This window comes from Nocardioides pakistanensis (assembly GCF_054781215.1).
Genome location: NZ_BAAGUV010000060.1, coordinates 112,941 through 128,195, shown reverse-complemented (window position 1 = coordinate 128,195; position 15,255 = coordinate 112,941). Strand labels below are relative to the sequence as shown.

15 protein-coding genes are annotated in these 15,255 nt (G+C 69.6%); 5 read left to right on the top strand and 10 right to left on the bottom strand.

The annotated features are described in order from the left end of the window. The first annotated feature begins 68 nt into the window (after window positions 1-68). The gene (locus ACYVIH_RS18590) at window positions 69-287 is read left to right on the top strand and encodes a hypothetical protein (RefSeq protein ID WP_460871016.1); all 219 of its coding nucleotides are present in this window, start codon (window positions 69-71) and stop codon (window positions 285-287) included. Between the two features lie 22 nt (window positions 288-309). Here ACYVIH_RS18590 and ACYVIH_RS18585 read toward each other — a convergent pair whose 3' ends face one another. From ACYVIH_RS18585 to sdhC, 5 genes are all read right to left on the bottom strand, one after another. Beyond that, window positions 310-1,095 (bottom strand): metallophosphoesterase family protein, encoded by a 786-nt coding sequence (locus ACYVIH_RS18585; RefSeq protein WP_460871015.1) that lies wholly within the window; start codon window positions 1,093-1,095, stop codon window positions 310-312. A 113-nt stretch (window positions 1,096-1,208) separates the two neighbouring features. Continuing rightward, window positions 1,209-1,910: a succinate dehydrogenase iron-sulfur subunit gene (locus ACYVIH_RS18580; protein WP_460871014.1), complete on the bottom strand. Its 702-nt coding sequence runs from the start codon at window positions 1,908-1,910 to the stop codon at window positions 1,209-1,211. Further along, a complete protein-coding gene (sdhA, locus tag ACYVIH_RS18575) occupies window positions 1,910-3,655 on the bottom strand; it encodes a succinate dehydrogenase flavoprotein subunit (protein ID WP_460871013.1) in 1,746 nt (581 codons plus the stop codon). The genes ACYVIH_RS18580 and sdhA overlap by 1 nt, the downstream gene beginning before the upstream one ends. A gap of 13 nt (window positions 3,656-3,668) precedes the next feature. Further along, window positions 3,669-4,106: a succinate dehydrogenase hydrophobic membrane anchor subunit gene (locus tag ACYVIH_RS18570; protein ID WP_460871012.1), complete on the bottom strand. Its 438-nt coding sequence runs from the start codon at window positions 4,104-4,106 to the stop codon at window positions 3,669-3,671. 5 nt (window positions 4,107-4,111) lie between these two features. Beyond that, window positions 4,112-4,489, bottom strand: coding sequence for a succinate dehydrogenase, cytochrome b556 subunit (gene sdhC / locus ACYVIH_RS18565; protein WP_460871011.1), 378 nt, complete (start codon window positions 4,487-4,489; stop codon window positions 4,112-4,114). A gap of 229 nt (window positions 4,490-4,718) precedes the next feature. Between sdhC and ACYVIH_RS18560 the strand changes: the two genes are divergently transcribed. Both ACYVIH_RS18560 and ACYVIH_RS18555 read left to right on the top strand, forming a co-directional pair. Further along, the gene (locus tag ACYVIH_RS18560; RefSeq protein WP_460871010.1) at window positions 4,719-6,347 is read left to right on the top strand and encodes an acyl-CoA mutase large subunit family protein; all 1,629 of its coding nucleotides are present in this window, start codon (window positions 4,719-4,721) and stop codon (window positions 6,345-6,347) included. 45 nt (window positions 6,348-6,392) lie between these two features. Next, window positions 6,393-7,577, top strand: coding sequence for an amidohydrolase (locus ACYVIH_RS18555; RefSeq protein WP_460871009.1), 1,185 nt, complete (start codon window positions 6,393-6,395; stop codon window positions 7,575-7,577). A gap of 90 nt (window positions 7,578-7,667) precedes the next feature. Here the strand turns inward: ACYVIH_RS18555 and ACYVIH_RS18550 are convergent, their stop codons facing one another. The 4 genes from ACYVIH_RS18550 to ACYVIH_RS18535 all read right to left on the bottom strand — a co-directional run bounded on the left by ACYVIH_RS18550 (window position 7,668) and on the right by ACYVIH_RS18535 (window position 12,874). Then, window positions 7,668-8,957 (bottom strand): ABC transporter permease, encoded by a 1,290-nt coding sequence (locus ACYVIH_RS18550; RefSeq protein ID WP_460871008.1) that lies wholly within the window; start codon window positions 8,955-8,957, stop codon window positions 7,668-7,670. Continuing rightward, window positions 8,954-10,159 carry an ABC transporter permease gene (locus tag ACYVIH_RS18545; RefSeq protein WP_460871007.1) on the bottom strand — a complete coding sequence of 402 codons (1,206 nt, stop codon included), beginning with the start codon at window positions 10,157-10,159 and terminating at the stop codon, window positions 8,954-8,956. The genes ACYVIH_RS18550 and ACYVIH_RS18545 overlap by 4 nt, the downstream gene beginning before the upstream one ends. Then, window positions 10,156-11,670, bottom strand: a complete 1,515-nt coding sequence (locus tag ACYVIH_RS18540; RefSeq protein ID WP_460871006.1) for an ABC transporter ATP-binding protein — start codon at window positions 11,668-11,670, stop codon at window positions 10,156-10,158. The genes ACYVIH_RS18545 and ACYVIH_RS18540 overlap by 4 nt, the downstream gene beginning before the upstream one ends. 88 nt (window positions 11,671-11,758) lie before the next feature. Beyond that, window positions 11,759-12,874 (bottom strand): BMP family lipoprotein, encoded by a 1,116-nt coding sequence (locus ACYVIH_RS18535; protein ID WP_460871005.1) that lies wholly within the window; start codon window positions 12,872-12,874, stop codon window positions 11,759-11,761. 203 nt (window positions 12,875-13,077) lie between these two features. On the opposite strand from ACYVIH_RS18535, the gene ACYVIH_RS18530 reads away from it, so the two are divergent. Together ACYVIH_RS18530 and ACYVIH_RS18525 are read left to right on the top strand one after the other, a co-directional pair. After that, the gene (locus ACYVIH_RS18530; RefSeq protein ID WP_460871004.1) at window positions 13,078-13,461 is read left to right on the top strand and encodes a cytidine deaminase; all 384 of its coding nucleotides are present in this window, start codon (window positions 13,078-13,080) and stop codon (window positions 13,459-13,461) included. 56 nt (window positions 13,462-13,517) lie between these two features. Then, entirely contained in the window at window positions 13,518-14,807 is a 1,290-nt protein-coding gene (locus ACYVIH_RS18525) for a thymidine phosphorylase (RefSeq protein WP_460871003.1), read from the top strand. On the opposite strand, the gene ACYVIH_RS18520 is transcribed toward ACYVIH_RS18525, so the two are convergent. After that, window positions 14,800-15,252: a MaoC family dehydratase gene (locus ACYVIH_RS18520; RefSeq protein ID WP_460871002.1), complete on the bottom strand. Its 453-nt coding sequence runs from the start codon at window positions 15,250-15,252 to the stop codon at window positions 14,800-14,802. The two genes, ACYVIH_RS18525 and ACYVIH_RS18520, sit on opposite strands and share 8 nt — an antisense overlap. Window positions 15,253-15,255: the final 3 nt, after the last annotated feature.

Genomic DNA, 15,255 nt, shown 5'->3' with positions numbered 1-15,255 from the left:
GCGGTCCCGGCGGAGCACGCCTCCAGCGCTCCCGACCGCGTCCGCGGGGTGCAGATGATGGTGCCGGTGTGGTGATCGCCGTGCTGGCGCCGCTGGGCGGATTCCTCGGCGGCAGCATGGTCGGCCCAGCGCGCCAGATCGGTGACCTCGACGCCATGTTCGTCTGGATGTTCGTGGGGCTGCTCGTCGGCAGCGTCGGCGCGGTGCTGGTCCTGCTCGGGATGGTCCGCTGGAACCGCGCGGTCCGCACCGAGCCCGCTCCCGGTACGACGGTCACCGGCTCCTGACGGGCCCGGGCGGGCGGCCCGGCTAGCCGGCAGCACGCCGGTGGTAGTCCGGCTCCCGGCCCAGGTCACCGCGGTAGATCCCCTCGCGCAGCTCGAGCTCGTAGGCGTCGAGGTCGGGCATGCCCACCTCGCGGGCGAAGGCGAGCTCGGCCTCGACGTCGTAGGGCACCCGCACGAACTGGATCGAGAACGGCGCGGGCTCGGCGCTGTCGAGGACGCCCTCGAGGACGACGTACACCGGGGTCGGGTCGCCCATGCTGTTGCCGACGCTGCCGGTGTTGAACAGCGTGCGGCGCTCCCGGTCCACCTCGTAGAAGGCGTCGTGGGTGTCGCCGTACCCGACCACGTCGGGGAGCGGGCCGTCGCCGGTGGCCTCGGTGTTGGCGAACATCCCGAGGAACTCCGCCTCGTCGTGGTCGAACCGGACCCGCCGGTGCACCGACGTGGCCGAGGCGTGGAACAGCCGGACCCGGCGGCCGGAGATCGCGAAGTCGTGGCAGAACGGCAGCGCCCGCAGCCAGCCCTCCTGGTCGCGGTCGAGCTGTCCGAGCCACCACTTCAGGGCCGGGTTGTCGTACTCCCGCGCCGGGTCCGGGAGGAAGTCGTCCCAGTTGCCGAGGATGTTGACCTCGCAGCGTCGGCGGCACAGGTCGACCACCTCGCGGCCACGGGGTCCCTTGCCGACGTAGTCGCCGAGGTTGAAGATCCGGGTGATCCCGCGCGCGTCGATGTCGGCGAGCACCGCCTCGAGCGCGGTCAGGTTCCCGTGCACGTCCGAGATCAGCGCGATCCGGTCGAGAGAGGTCATGGCGCACATTCAAGCACCCGAGAGGAACGCCGGCCGAGCACGCACACGGGGCACGCAGAAGGGGCACGCCGGACGGCGTACCCCTTCTGTCTCCGAGCCCGACGGCCGGGTGGTCACTTGCGGAAGATCAGCGCCCGCTTCACTTCCTGGATCGCCTTGGTCACCTCGATGCCGCGGGGGCAGGCCTCGGTGCAGTTGAAGGTGGTGCGGCAGCGCCACACGCCCTCCTTGTCGTTGAGGATCTCCAGACGCTGCTCGGTGCCCTCGTCGCGGCTGTCGAAGATGAACCGGTGGGCGCCCACGATCGCCTGGGGCCCGAAGTACTGCCCGTCGGTCCAGTACACCGGGCACGACGTGGTGCACGCCGCGCAGAGGATGCACTTGGTGGTGTCGTCGAAGCGCTCGCGGTCCTCCTGGGACTGCAGCCGCTCACGCGTCGGCTCGTTGCCGCTGGTGACCAGGAACGGCATCACCGAGCGGTAGGCGTCGAAGAACGGCTCCATGTCGACCACGAGGTCCTTGAGCACCGGCAGGCCCTTGATCGGCTCGACGGTGATCGGCTTGGACGGGTTGACGTCCTTGATCAGCGTCTTGCAGGCCAGCCGGTTCTTGCCGTTGATGCGCATCGCGTCGGAGCCGCAGATGCCGTGAGCGCAGGAGCGGCGGAAGGTCAGCGACCCGTCGAGGTCCCACTTGACCTTGTGGAGCGCGTCGAGCACCCGGTCGGTCGGCTCGGCGGTGACCTGGTAGCTCTCCCACTTCGCCTCCTCCGACACCTCGGGGTTGTAGCGGAGGATCTTGATCGTGACGTCCATCAGTACTTGCGCTCCATAGGCTCGTAACGGGTCTGCACGACCGGCTTGTAGTCCAGGCGGATGCTGCCGTCGTCCTGGCGGTAGGCCATCGTGTGACGCATGAAGTTCACGTCGTCGCGGTTGGGGTAGTCCTCGCGGTAGTGACCGCCGCGCGACTCGTTGCGGGCCAGGGCGGAGACGACGAGGACCTCGGCCAGGTCGAGCAGGAAGCCGAGCTCGATCGCCTCGAGCAGGTCGGTGTTGAACCGCTTGCCCTTGTCCTGCACCGAGATGTTGACGTAGCGCGCCTTGAGTCCCTCGATGTCGGAGAGCGCCTGCTTCAGGGAGGTCTCGTCGCGGTAGACCTGCGCGTTGATGTCCATCGTGGCCTGCAGCTCGGCGCGGATGGCGGCCACCCGTTCCGAGCCGCCGGCGTCGCGGAGCATCTCGATCTGGCTGACGACCAGCTGCTCGGGGTTCTCCGGCAGCTCGTCGTACTCGACGGTCTGGGCGTACTCCGAGGCGTAGATGCCCGCCCGGCGGCCGAAGACGTTGATGTCGAGCAGCGAGTTGGTGCCGAGCCGGTTCGCGCCGTGCACGGACACGCAGGCGACCTCGCCGGCGGCGTAGAGGCCGGGCACGACGGTCTCGTTGTCGCTGAGCACCTCACCCTTGATGTTGGTGGGGATGCCACCCATGGCGTAGTGCGCGGTCGGGAAGACCGGGATCATCTCGGTGTAGGGCTCCACGCCGAGGTAGGTCCGGGCGAACTCCGTGATGTCGGGGAGCTTCGCGTCGATCTGCTCCTTGGGCAGGTGGGTCAGGTCGAGGTAGACGTAAGCCTTGTCGGGCCCGGCGCCGCGGCCCTCGCGCACCTCGTTGGCCATCGCCCGGGCGACCATGTCGCGCGGCGCGAGGTCCTTGATGGTCGGGGCGTAGCGCTCCATGAAGCGCTCGTTCTCGCTGTTGCGCAGGATGCCGCCCTCGCCGCGGGCAGCCTCCGACAGCAGCACGCCGAGGCCGGCGAGGCCGGTCGGGTGGAACTGGAAGAACTCCATGTCCTCCAGCGGCAGGCCCTTGCGCCACACGATGCCCATGCCGTCGCCGGTGAGGGTGTGCGCGTTGGAGGTGGTGCGGAAGACCTTCCCGAAACCACCGGTGGCGAAGATGATCGCCTTGGCGTTGAAGACGTGGATCTCGCCGGTGGCCAGCTCGTAGGCGACGACGCCGGTCGCCTTCACCCCGCCGTCGGTCTCCTTGGTGATGATGTCGAGCACGTAGAACTCGTTATAGAACTCCACGTTGTGCTTGATGCACTGCTGGTAGAGCGTCTGCAGGATCATGTGGCCGGTGCGGTCCGCGGCGAAGCAGGAGCGGCGTACGGCGGCCTCGCCGTGGTTGCGGGTGTGGCCACCGAACCGGCGCTGGTCGATGCGACCCTGCTCGGTGCGGTTGAAGGGCAGGCCCATCTTCTCCAGGTCGAGGACGGCGTCGATGGCCTCCTTGGCCATGATCTCCGCGGCGTCCTGGTCGACGAGGTAGTCACCGCCCTTGACGGTGTCGAAGGTGTGCCACTCCCAGTTGTCCTCCTCGACGTTGGCGAGGGCGGCGCACATGCCGCCCTGGGCCGCGCCGGTGTGGGAGCGGGTCGGGTAGAGCTTGGTGAGCACCGCGGTGCGGGTGCGCTGGCCGGATTCGAGGGCCGCACGCATGCCGGCGCCACCGGCACCGACGATGACGACGTCGTACTTGTGGGTCTGGACCATGTTGATCAGCGCCTTACCGGTTGGTGCAGACCTCGAGCGTCGACGCGGGGTCGATGCACGGGTCGAACGTGAAGATGACGAGGGTGCCGAGGACGACGGTCACGAAGGTGGCGAAGTACAGCAGCGTCTTGAGCGTGAACTTCGTGCCGGTCCGCGTGGCGTAGTCGTTGATGATCGTGCGCAGACCGTTCATGCCGTGCAGCATCGCCAGCCACAGCATCGCGAGGTCCCAGATCTGCCAGAACGGGTTGGCCCACTTGCCGGCGACGAAGGCGAAGTCGATCTGCTGGATGCCCTCACCGAGCCAGAGGTTGACGAACAGGTGGCCGATGACCAGCACGACCAGCAGGGCGCCGGAACCGCGCATGAACAGCCACGAGTTCATCTCGAAGTTGTTGGTCTTGGCCGCCTTGTAGGGGGAGCGCGGCTTGGGGATCGAGGTCAGGCTCATCGCTATCAGTGTCCAAACACGTTCGAGAGGTGGCGGATCACGAAGGGCACCATGAGGACCAGGAACAGCCCGACCACGGCGTAGGTCATCTGTCGCTGGTAGCGGGTGCCGGGCCACCAGAAGTCGACCAGGATGATCCGGATGCCGTTGAAGGCGTGGAACAGCACCGCCGCGACCAGGCCGACCTCCATGATCCCGACGACGGGGTTCTTGTAGGTCTCCACCGCGGCGTTGTAGGCCTCGGGGGAGACCCGGACCATCGCGGTGTCGATGACGTGGGCGAAGAGGAAGAAGAAGAGCGTGACGCCGGTGATGCGGTGCGCGACCCACGACCACATCCCCTCACGGCCTCGGTAGAGCGTTCCCGCCGGTGAGCTGGCCAAGGGGAGTCCTTTCGAAACGCAGGTGTCCGTGCTGGAGCGCGCTGGTGTCCAGCGCAACCCTGGCACCTTATCGCCGCTGGATTTGTTACTGACCGGTCACTGTTGTGAAATGAATTACCGCACTCGGTCGTTGGCTATTGATCTGTCCAGGGCCGTTCGGCCCGGACCGGCTCAGACGTTAGCCATCTCACGGTGCGAGGCGCACCACGCCCGCCGTACCCTTCCTCGCATGGCAGAGGACACCACCCCCCGCTCGCACGCGGAGCTGGCCGCAGACCCCAAGACCCACACCGAGTCGGGTCTGCCCTTCCGGCCGGTCTACGGCCCCGAGGCGCTGGAGGGCTTCGACCCCGCGGCGCAGCTCGGTGAGCCGGGGGCGTTCCCGTTCACCAGGGGTGTGTACCCGACCATGTACACCGGCCGGCCGTGGACGATGCGCCAGTACGCCGGCTTCGGCACCGCCAAGGAGTCCAACGAGCGCTACAAGCAGCTCGTCGCGCACGGCACCGGCGGGCTCTCGGTGGCCTTCGACCTGCCCACCCAGATGGGTCACGACTCCGACTCCGCGATCGCACACGGCGAGGTCGGCAAGGTGGGTGTCGCGATCGACTCGATCGATGACATGAAGGTGCTCTTCGACGGCATCCCGCTCGACGAGGTGTCGACGTCGATGACGATCAACGCGCCGGCGGCGCTGCTGCTGCTGATGTACCAGATCGTCGCCGAGGACGCCGGGATCCCCGCGGACAAGCTGACCGGCACCATCCAGAACGACGTGCTCAAGGAGTACATCGCCCGCGGCACCTACATCTTCCCGCCGGCCGAGTCCCTGCGGCTGATCACCGACATCTTCAGCTACTGCCGCACCGAGGTCCCGCGGTGGAACACGATCTCGATCTCGGGCTACCACATGGCCGAGGCGGGGGCGACGCCCGCGCAGGAGATCGCGTTCACCCTGGCCGACGGCATCGAGTACGTCCGGGCGGCCGTGGCCTCGGGCCAGGACGTCGACGAGTTCGCTCCCCGGCTGGCCTTCTTCTTCGTCTCGCGCACCACGATCCTCGAGGAGGTCGCCAAGTTCCGCGCCGCCCGCCGGATCTGGGCGAAGGTGATGCGCGACGAGTTCGGCGCCAAGAACCCCAAGTCGCTGATGCTGCGCTTCCACACCCAGACCGCGGGCGTGCAGCTGACCGCACAGCAGCCCGAGGTGAACCTGGTCCGGGTCGCCGTGCAGGCACTGGCGGCGGTGCTCGGCGGCACCCAGTCGCTGCACACGAACTCCTACGACGAGGCGATCGCGCTGCCGACCGAGAAGGCTGCGCGGCTGGCGCTGCGCACCCAGCAGGTGCTCGCCTACGAGACCGACGTGACCAAGACCGTCGACCCGTTCGCCGGCTCCTACGCCATCGAGTCGCTCACCGACGAGCTCGAGGAGGAGGCCCTGGCGCTGATGGCCAAGGTCGAGGACCTCGGCGGTGCGGTGAAGGCGATCGAGCGCGGGTTCCAGAAGAACGAGATCGAGAAGGCCGCCTACCAGATCGCCAAGGACATCGACGCCGGCACGCGCACCGTCGTCGGGCTCAACAAGTACGCCTCCGAAGAGGAGGAGCCCTACGAGCCGCTGCGCGTCGACCCGGCGATCGAGGCCCAGCAGGCCGAGCGGCTTGCGAAGCTGCGCGCCGAGCGTGACAACGACGCCGTCCAGCGCCACCTCGAGGAGCTGAAGAAGGCCGCGCAGGGCTCGGAGAACGTCCTCTTCCCGATGAAGGAGGCGCTGCGGGCCCGGGCGACGGTCGGCGAGGTCTGCAACGCGCTGCGCGACGTCTGGGGCGTCTACTCACCGCCCGACGCCTTCTGACCACGGCCGCGGACGGTCTGGCGCGGCCGGGTAGCCTGTCTGGTCGTGTCCTCCCTGGTGCCTGCCCTCCTCGAAGCCGTCGACGAGCTCGCCGGTGAGCTCGTCGCGATCCGGCGGGACATCCATGCCCACCCCGAGGTGGCCTGGCAGGAGGAGCGCACCACGACCCTGGTCGCCAAGCGCCTCGAGGAGACCGGTGTGCAGCTGCAGCGGCTCCCGCGCAGCGGCCTCGTCGCCGAGGTGGGTTCCGCGGGCGGGCCCGTGGTCGCGCTTCGCGCCGACCTCGACGCGCTGGCCGTCGACGACCTGACCGAGGACCCCTGGCGAAGCACGTACGACGGTCTCGCGCACGCCTGTGGGCACGACGTCCACACGACAGCCCTTCTCGGCGCGGCGCTCGCGCTCGCGAAGGTGCACGAGAGCATCCCGCTGCCCGGACGGGTCCGGCTGCTGTTCCAGCCGGCCGAGGAGGTCATGCCGGGGGGCGCCCTGGAGATGATCTCCACCGGCGCGCTCGACGGGGTCGGCTACGCGTTCGGGCTGCACTGCGACCCGGCGCTCGACGTGGGCCAGATCGGGCTGCGCGAGGGACCGCTCACCGGCGCGGCGGACTCGATGCAGGTCCGGCTGAGCGGTCGTGGCGGCCACACCTCCCGCCCGCACCTGACCCAGGACCTCACCTACGCGCTCGGCAAGCTCGTCACCGAGCTCCCTGCGGCGCTCTCCCGGCGGCTCGACCCGCGCGCGGGCGCCAGCCTGGTGTGGGGGATCGTCCGGTCCGGCTCGGCCAAGAACGTGATCCCCTCCAGCGGCTTGGCGGCGGGCACCCTGCGGATGCTCGACGCGGTCGCCTGGGCCGAGGCGGAGAGCCTGGTCCGCGAGCTGATCGACCAGATCGTGGCGCCCTACGGGGTGCACGCCGAGGTGGACTACGTCCGCGGGGTGCCGCCGGTCGTCAACGAGGCATCGGCCACCCAGATGCTGGGCCGTGCGGCCGAGCTCGTGGTCGGTGAGGACTGCCACGTGCCCACGCCGCAGAGCCTCGGCGGCGAGGACTTCGCGTGGTACCTCGAGTCCGTCCCCGGGGCGATGGCCCGGCTCGGCACCCGGACGCCGGGCGGTCCGACGTACGACCTCCACCAGGGCGACCTCCGGGTCGACGAGGCGGCGACCGGGATCGGGGCCAAGGTGCTCGGCGTCGCCGCGTTGCAGGCGCTCAAGGCGTCCTGAGCGTCGGGCCCACACGCTCGCGGTCGCGGCCGGTCCGCGACGGGCCCGGGCCGCCGCGGTCCGCGCCAGGACGAACCGCGGCTGCCGGGATCACCCCTTGACGTAGGCCGTGCCGTCCGCGGCTGGTGCGCGGGACCGGCCGACGAGCCCGGCCACCGCGAAGATGGTCACCAGGTAGGGCAGCATCAGCATGAACTGGCTGGGCACCGGCGAGCCGATCACCGACAGCACGCCCTGCAGGGTCGAGGCGAAGCCGAAGAGCAGCGCCGCCAGCGTGGCGCGGATCGGGTCCCACTTGCCGAAGATCACCGCGGCCAGGGCGATGTAGCCGGCGCCGCCGGTCATCTCCCGGTTGAACTGCGGCACCGACACCAGGGTGTAGAAGGCGCCGCCCATCCCGGCGATGGCGCCGGCGAGCAGGATGGCGCGGTAACGGGTGCGCAGGACGTTGATGCCCACGGTGTCGGCGGCCTTCGGGTGCTCACCGACCGAGCGCAGGCGCAGTCCCCACCGGGAGCGGTAGAGCGCCCAGGCGATGACCGCGACGACGACGTACATCAGGTAGACGATCAGGGTCTGCCGGAACAGCACCGGACCGATCAGCGGGATGTCACCGAGCAGCGGGATGTCGAACGACTGAAACCGCGGCGGTGAGTTGAGGGACTCCGCGTTGGGGGCCAGCACCTGGCTGAACAGGAAGCTGGTCAGGCCGATCACCAGGACGTTGAGCACGACGCCGACGATGATCTGGTCGACGAGGTAGGTGATCGCGAAGACGCCGAGCAGGAGGGCCACCAGGAGACCGGCGACGCCGGCCGCCACCAGCCCGGCCCACACGGACCCGGTCATCGAGCCGACCAGGGCGGCCGCGAACGCGCCGGCGAGGAGCTGACCGTCGATGGCGATGTTGACCACGCCGGCGCGCTCGCCGATCACGCCGGACATGGCGCCGAACACCAGCGGCACCGCCAGCGCCACCGCGCCGCCGAACAGGCCGACCACCGGCATCGTGGCGCCGGTGGCCGCCCAGGTGAGGAAGGCCGTCATCGCAGCGACCGCGAAGAGGATCACCAACCACATGGGTGTCGGCCGACGCCTGCTGAACAGCACCCAGGACCATGCCGTGAGCGCGGCCATGACCGCGACGAACACCCACGCGGTCGCGGTGGCGGGGACCGTGAGCGACGGCAGCTCGAAGAAGTCGCGGCGGGTGCCGAACCGGAACGTGGTGTCGCCGGTCCGGGCAGCGAACAGCAGCACCAGGGCCATGCCGAGGGTGAGGACGCTGAGGATCACCGGCGCCTTGCGGTCGACGACGGTGACGACGGTGGGGCCGCCGGGGGGCGTCGTCTCCGGGGTGATCGTCGGGGCCTGGGTCATGCCTCCTCCTTCGCAGGAAGCCGGAAGATCGCCCGCACCAGCGGGGGAGCGGCGATGAAGAGAACGATCAGCGACTGCACGACCAGCACGAGGTCGATCGGGATGCCCTCGGAGGCCTGCATCGAGAACCCGCCGGCCTTGAACGCGCCGAAGAGCAGGCCGGCTGCGAGGATGCCGAGCGGCCGCGACCTGCCCAGCAGGGCCACCGTGATGGCGTCGAAGCCGATGCCGGCGTCGAGGTCGACCGCGACCCCGCTGGTCACGGTGCCCAGGACCTGGTTGGCGCCGGCGAGCCCGACCAGGGAGCCCGCGACCAGCATCACCAGGACGTAGGTGCGTCCGACGTTGATGCCCGCGACCCGGGCCGCGTCGGGGTTCTCGCCGACGGCACGGACCCGGAAGCCGAACGCGGAGCGGTTCAGCAGCCACCACACCACGGCGACCGCGACCAGGGCCAGCACGAAGCCCAGGTGCAGGTTGAACCGCTCACCCAGCAGGGCGGGCATCGTCGCGGTGTCCTTGACCGGCAGGGACTTGGGGTTGTTGGAGCCGGGCGCCTGGAGGATGCTCTGCTCCGAGAGCGCGAAGAACACCAGGTAGAAGCCGATGTAGTTGAGCATGATCGTCACGATCACCTCGTGCGCACCGGTGCGTGCCTTCAGGTAGCCGGCCACGCCCGCCCAGAGGGCGCCGACGACCATGGCGACGAGCACGGCGAGGACGAGGTGGACGACGACAGGCAGGTCGAGCTTGACGCCGACCCAGCCGGCGGCAGCGCCACCGAGGAGCATCTGCCCGCGGCCGCCGATGTTGAACATGCCGGCGCGGAACCCGAAGCCGACACCGAGGCCGGCCAGGATCAGCGGTCCGGCGAACTTCAGCGACTCGGTGAGCGGCCGGATCGCGGCCTCGAACGAGTCCGCCCGGGTGTTGTAGAAGGCACCGCGCGACAGCGCGGTGTAGGCACCCCAGACCGCGTCCCAGAGCGCCCCGAGCATGTCCGTGGGCCGGGAGAAGAAGTACCCCGAGGTCTCGCGGACCTCCTCGTTGGTCAGCGCGATGAGCAGCGAGCCGAACAGGACGGCGAGCACCAGCGCGAGGAAGCCGGGAAGCAGGTTGCCGGTGGTGATCTCCCTCGCTGCCACCCGCCACCTCGGGTCCTGCTGCTTGCGGGGAGGCGCTTCGGGAGGTGCCTCGGTCACGCGACTACTCCTTCCGGACGTTCGCCGGTCATCATCAGGCCGAGCACTTCGCGCGGGGTGTCGCCCGGCACGATGCCGACGATCCGCCCGCGGTAGAGAACCATGATCCGGTCGGCCAGGGCGGCCACCTCGTCGAGCTCGGTGGAGACCACCAGCACGGGGATACCGGCGTCGCGCGCCGCGACGATCTGCTTGTGGATGAACTCGATGGAGCCCACGTCGACGCCGCGCGTGGGCTGAGCAGCGACGAGCAGCCGCAGGTCACGGGAGAGCTCGCGAGCGACGACGACCTTCTGCTGGTTGCCGCCGGACAGCTTCCCGACGAGCGTGTCGATGCCGGGCGCGCGGACGTCGTACTCCTCCAGCGTCCTCTGCGCGAACTCGTCGCGCTCGCCGATCTGGAGCGTCGCTGCCCGGACGAAGGGCTCGCCGTGGCTGCGGTCGAGCATCAGGTTCTCGGCGATGGTCATGTTGGCGACCAGGCCGTCGACCTGACGGTCCTCGGGGATGAACCCGACCCCGGCGTCGAGGATGTGGCGCACCGAGCGACCCGTGAGCTCCTGGCCGTCGAGGGTGATCGAACCGCGGACGTGCGACTGGAGACCCATCAGCGCCTCGGTGAGCTCGGTCTGGCCGTTGCCCTGTACGCCGGCCACGCTGAGGATCTCGCCGGAGCGGATGGTGAAGGAGACGTCGTCGACGTGGACGTGGCCGGTGTCGTCGTGCACGGTGAGGTTGCGTACGACGAAGGCCTCGTCGCCCAGTTGGGCCGGGCCCTTGTCGACCGTGAGCATCACCGGGCGGCCCACCATCATGGCGGCCAGCTCGGCGTTGCTCGCCGACGGCTCGGCCTCCCCGACGACCTTGCCCAGCCTGATCACGGTGATCCGGTCGGCGACCTCGCGGACCTCGCGCAGCTTGTGGGTGATGAAGACGATCGCCTTCCCGGCCTCCCGGAGCTGGCGCATGATCTGCATGAGCTCGTCGGTCTCCGCGGGGGTGAGCACCGCGGTGGGCTCGTCGAACACGAGGACCTCGGCGTCGCGGGAGAGCGCCTTGATGATCTCGACGCGCTGCTGCACGCCCACCGGCAGGTCCTCGACGAGGGCGTCGGGGTCGACGTGGAAGCCGAACCGGTCGGCGATCTCACGGACCCGCGCACGTGCGGCGTCGAGGTCGAGGCGGCCGAGAGCGCCGGTCGGCTCGTTGCCGAGCATGACGTTCTCGGCGACCGTGAAGACGGGGATCAGCATGAAGTGCTGGTGGACCATGCCGATGCCGGCGGCCATCGCGTCACCGGGACCGGAGAAGTGCTGGACCTCGCCGTCGAGCACGATCTCACCCTCGTCGGCGGTGTAGAGGCCGTAGAGGACGTTCATCAGCGTGGACTTCCCTGCGCCGTTCTCCCCGAGGAGGCAGTGGATCTCGCCCGGCTCGACGGTGAGCGAGATGTCGTCGTTGGCGACGAGGGAGCCGAAGCGCTTGGTGATGTGGCGCAGGGCGAGTTTCATCCTGTGATCCTAAGGCGGGTCCGAGCGCGGCCGTGGGAGGCCCTGGTGGACCTCCCACGGTCACGTCACTGCTGGTCTCTTCGGTCGATCACTGCAGGTAGGACTGGACCTCGATCGAGCCGTCGATGATGCCGGCCTTGATCTCCTCGAGCTCGCCGGCGATCGTGTCCGACACCTTGTCCTCGAAGTTGTGGAACGGCGCCAGGCCCACGCCCTCGTTCTCGAGGGTGCCGATGTACGGCGTGAAGTCCAAGGACCCCTCACCGGAGGCGGTGACGGCCTCGTAGGTCGAGACCTTCATGTTCTTCAGGATCGAGGTGAGCACGACGTCCTGGGTGTTCGGGTCGGTCTCGTAGAAGTCCGCGTCGACGCCGATCAGGGCGACGTCACGGCCCGCGTCCGCGATGGCGGTGAGCGCACCCTGGTAGATCGGGCCACCGACCGGCAGGATCACGTCGACGTCCTGGTCGAGGAGACGAGTCGCGGTCTGGGTGGCGACGTTGTTGGCCTCGAACCCGCCGGTGAAGGCGCCGTCCTTGCCGTTCCAGCCGACGACCTTGACCTTGGTGCCCTTCTCCTGGTTGTAGTAGTCGACGCCCTGCTTGAAGCCGTCCATGAAGATGGTGACGGTCGGGAAGGGCTGGCCGCCGTAGGTGCCCACGACGCCGGTCTCGGTGTAGTCGGCGGCGAGGTAGCCGGCGAGGAACGCCGCCTCGGCGGTGTTGTAGAGCAGCGGCTTGATGTTGTCCTCGTCGGGCTTGCCGTCGAAGGTCTGGCCGTCGTCGCCGCCGTCCGCGGCGTCGTCGACGAGGATGTAGTCGATCTCCGGGTTGGCCGCGGCCGACTCCTTCGTCGCCGAGGCGAGCGCGAAGCCGACCGTGACGATCGCGTCGCAGCCCTCGGCCACGAGGCTCTCGAGGTTCGGGGCGTAGTCGTTCTCGCTGTTGGACTCGACCTCGGTCACCTCGGTGCCCAGCTCCTCGGCGGCCTGCTGGACGCCCTCGTAGCTGAGCTGGTTGAACGACTTGTCGTCGAAGCCGCCGGCATCCGACACGATGCAGGGCAGGAAGTCGCTTGCCTCGCTGCCGTTGCCGTTGCCGTTGCCGTTGCTGCTCTCCTCCGGGGCCTCGCCGCACGCGGCCAGGGTCGCGGCGGCGAGCGCCGTCGCCAGAGCCCCGGCGACGACCTTCTTCTTGTACTTCACAATGCCTCCTGTACTCGCCCCGTGAAATACAGGGCTTGCGGTCGGGCTCGATGCTGCCCGGTGCGTGGTGCTACCGGAAGCCTCCCACTCGAAGGGTTATCAGGTTGGGACTTTTCGGCACTGTCGCCGTGTGACGCGAGCGACTCCCGGCCGTTCACCGAGTGTCGCCCCGCCGACTGGGAGTGTCGGGCATAGTTGCCGTGATGAACTGGGACGAGCTCAAGAACACCGCCGCCGAGGCGATGCGGCATGCCTATGCCCCCTACTCCGGCTACCGGGTCGGCGCTGCAGCGGTCGTCGACGACGGCCGGGTGGTCACCGGGTGCAACGTGGAGAACGCCGCCTACGGCGTGACGCTGTGCGCCGAGTGCGGGCTGGTGTCCTCGCTGCACGCCACCGGGGGTGGGCGGTTGACCCACTTCGTGTGCGTGAACGGCGAGGGCGAGGTGATCATGCCCTGCGGCCGTTGCCGCCAGCTGCTGTGGGAGCACGGCGGCAAGGACCTGCAGATGATGACCGTGGTCGGCGTACGCCCGATGAGCGACGTGCTCCCGCACGCCTTCGGGCCCGAGGACCTCGGCCGCTGAGGCCACCACGCGACCCCGCGCCCCCCAAGATCCCGGCGACCCAGAGAGGCCCGCACATGTCCGAACGTCACGACGCCGTCGAGGTGATCGTCGCCAAGCGCGACGGCGGCGAGCTCACCGACTCCCAGATCGACTGGGTCGTCGACGCCTACACCCGTGGGGTGGTGGCCGACGAGCAGATGTCGGCGCTGGCCATGGCGATCCTCCTCAACGGGATGACCCGACGGGAGATCGGGCGCTGGACCGCGGCGATGATCGCCTCGGGGGAGCGGATGGACTTCTCGAGCCTGTCCCGGCCCACCGCCGACAAGCACTCCACCGGCGGGGTGGGCGACAAGATCACGCTCCCGCTCGCGCCGCTGGTCGCGTCCTACGGGGTCGCCGTGCCGCAGCTCTCGGGTCGCGGCCTGGGGCACACCGGCGGCACCCTCGACAAGCTCGAGTCGATCCCGGGCTGGCGCGCCGACCTCACGAACGACGAGATGATGCGCCAGCTGGCGGACGTCGGCGCGGTGATCTGCGCGGCCGGCGCCGGCCTGGCCCCGGCGGACAAGAAGCTCTACGCGCTGCGTGACGTGACCGGCACGGTGGAGGCGATCCCGCTGATCGCCAGCTCGATCATGAGCAAGAAGATCGCCGAGGGCACCGGGGCGCTCGTGCTCGACGTCAAGGTCGGCACCGGCGCGTTCATGAAGGACCTCGACCGGGCCCGCGAGCTCGCCGAGACCATGGTCGCGCTCGGCACCGACGCAGGCGTGCGCACCGTCGCGCTGCTCACCGACATGTCGACTCCTCTCGGCCTGACCGCGGGCAACGCGCTCGAGGTGCGCGAGTCGGTGGAGGTGCTCGCCGGTGGCGGACCCGCGGACGTCGTCGAGCTCACCGTCGCGCTGGCCCGGGAGATGCTGACCGCGGCCGGGAAGGGCGACGTCGACCCCGCCGAGCGGCTCGCCGACGGCTCGGCCATGGACACCTGGAAGGCGATGGTCCGGGCGCAGGGTGGGGACCCCGACGCCGAGCTGCCCACCGCTCGGGAGACCCACGTCGTGGCCGCACCCGCGAGCGGGGTGCTCACGCGCCTCGACGCGATGGCCGTCGGACTGGCCGCGTGGCGGCTGGGTGCCGGACGGGCTCGCAAGGAGGATCCGGTGCAGGCCGGGGCCGGGGTCGAGCTGCACGCCAAGCCCGGCGACCTGGTGTCGGAGGGGCAGCCGCTGATGACGCTGCACACCGAAGAGCCGGAGCGGTTCGAGCGTGCGCTCGACGGTGTCCTCGACGGCGTCGAGATCGTCGCCGACGCGGCGAGCTACACCCCGCGTCCGCTGGTCATCGACCGGGTCAGCTGAGCAGGAGGACGACCGTCTCCGCGACGCAGGCCGGCTTGTCCTCGCCCTCGATCTCGACCACGTAGCGGATCAGCACCTGCTTGCCGGCGGGCAGGTCGGTGACCTCGCCGAACGACGCCGTGGCGCGCACCCGCGCGCCGACCTTCACCGGGTTGGGGAACCGGACCTTGTTGACCCCGTAGTTCAGCTTGGCGCCCGGGGTCTCGAGGCTGAAGATCTGGGCGCCGAAGAACGGCACCATCGACAGCGTCAGGTAGCCGTGCGCGATCGTGCCACCGAACGGCCCCTGCTTCGCCCGCTCGACGTCGACGTGGATCCACTGGTGGTCCCCGGTGGCGTCGGCGAAGGCGTCCACCCGCTCCTGGGTGATCTCGGTCCAGTCGCTGGTGCCGAGCTCCTCGCCGGCCGCGGCCGCCACCTCGTCGAGGGACTTGAAAACGCGCATGGT